This window comes from Neobacillus niacini, assembly GCF_023715785.1.
Lineage (GTDB): Bacteria > Bacillota > Bacilli > Bacillales > Cytobacillaceae > Neobacillus > Neobacillus niacini_E.
The window spans coordinates 1-520 of the sequence record NZ_JAMBOX010000055.1 but is presented as its reverse complement, the minus strand read 5'-3'; the positions used below and the strand labels follow the sequence as shown (position 1 = coordinate 520).

Genomic DNA, 520 nt, shown 5'->3' with positions numbered 1-520 from the left:
TTCTTGTATTACAGAGAAGAAATTCTATCACATACAGCGATGGATCCCTCAAAACAGAAATTTTATCCGCACTTCAGACTGTCGCAAGGATCAAAACAACAAAGCCCGGGCTAGCCCGGGCCTTACTCACAGTATGACGATTAATAATAGGCTTTCAGCGTCCGCTGGCAGAGGGCCGAGCGCACGCAGTCATCGGTGGTGAAACGCACAATGCCGATCATCTCGTCTTCCTCAAAACGCGCCAGCGCATCGCTCAGGCCAGATCTCACGCCAGAGGGCAAGTCGCACTGGGTGATATCGCCATTGACGATGACCGTCACGTTCTCCCCGAGGCGGGTTAAAAACATCTTCATCTGCGCTGCGGTCACGTTCTGGGCCTCGTCCAGAATTCACCACCGCATTTTCAAAGGTACGTCCGCGCATATAGGCGAACGGCGCGATTTCCACCTTGCCGATTTCCGGACGCAGGCAGTACTGCATAAAGGAAGCCCCCAGCCTTTTCACCAGCACATCGTAAACC

Annotated in this window: 1 protein-coding gene and 1 pseudogene; both read right to left on the bottom strand. The window is 53.3% G+C overall.

Annotated elements, in window-relative coordinates; all coding sequences use genetic code 11:
- Nucleotides 1-140 precede the first annotated feature (140 nt).
- Nucleotides 141-386 carry a PhoH family protein gene (locus tag M3234_RS29840; RefSeq protein WP_311964048.1) on the bottom strand — a complete coding sequence of 82 codons (246 nt, stop codon included), beginning with the start codon at nt 384-386 and terminating at the stop codon, nt 141-143.
- Nucleotides 387-402: 16 nt separating this feature from the next.
- Nucleotides 403-510: pseudogene (locus tag M3234_RS29835) on the bottom strand (hypothetical protein); the annotation flags it as partial.
- Nucleotides 511-520: the final 10 nt, after the last annotated feature.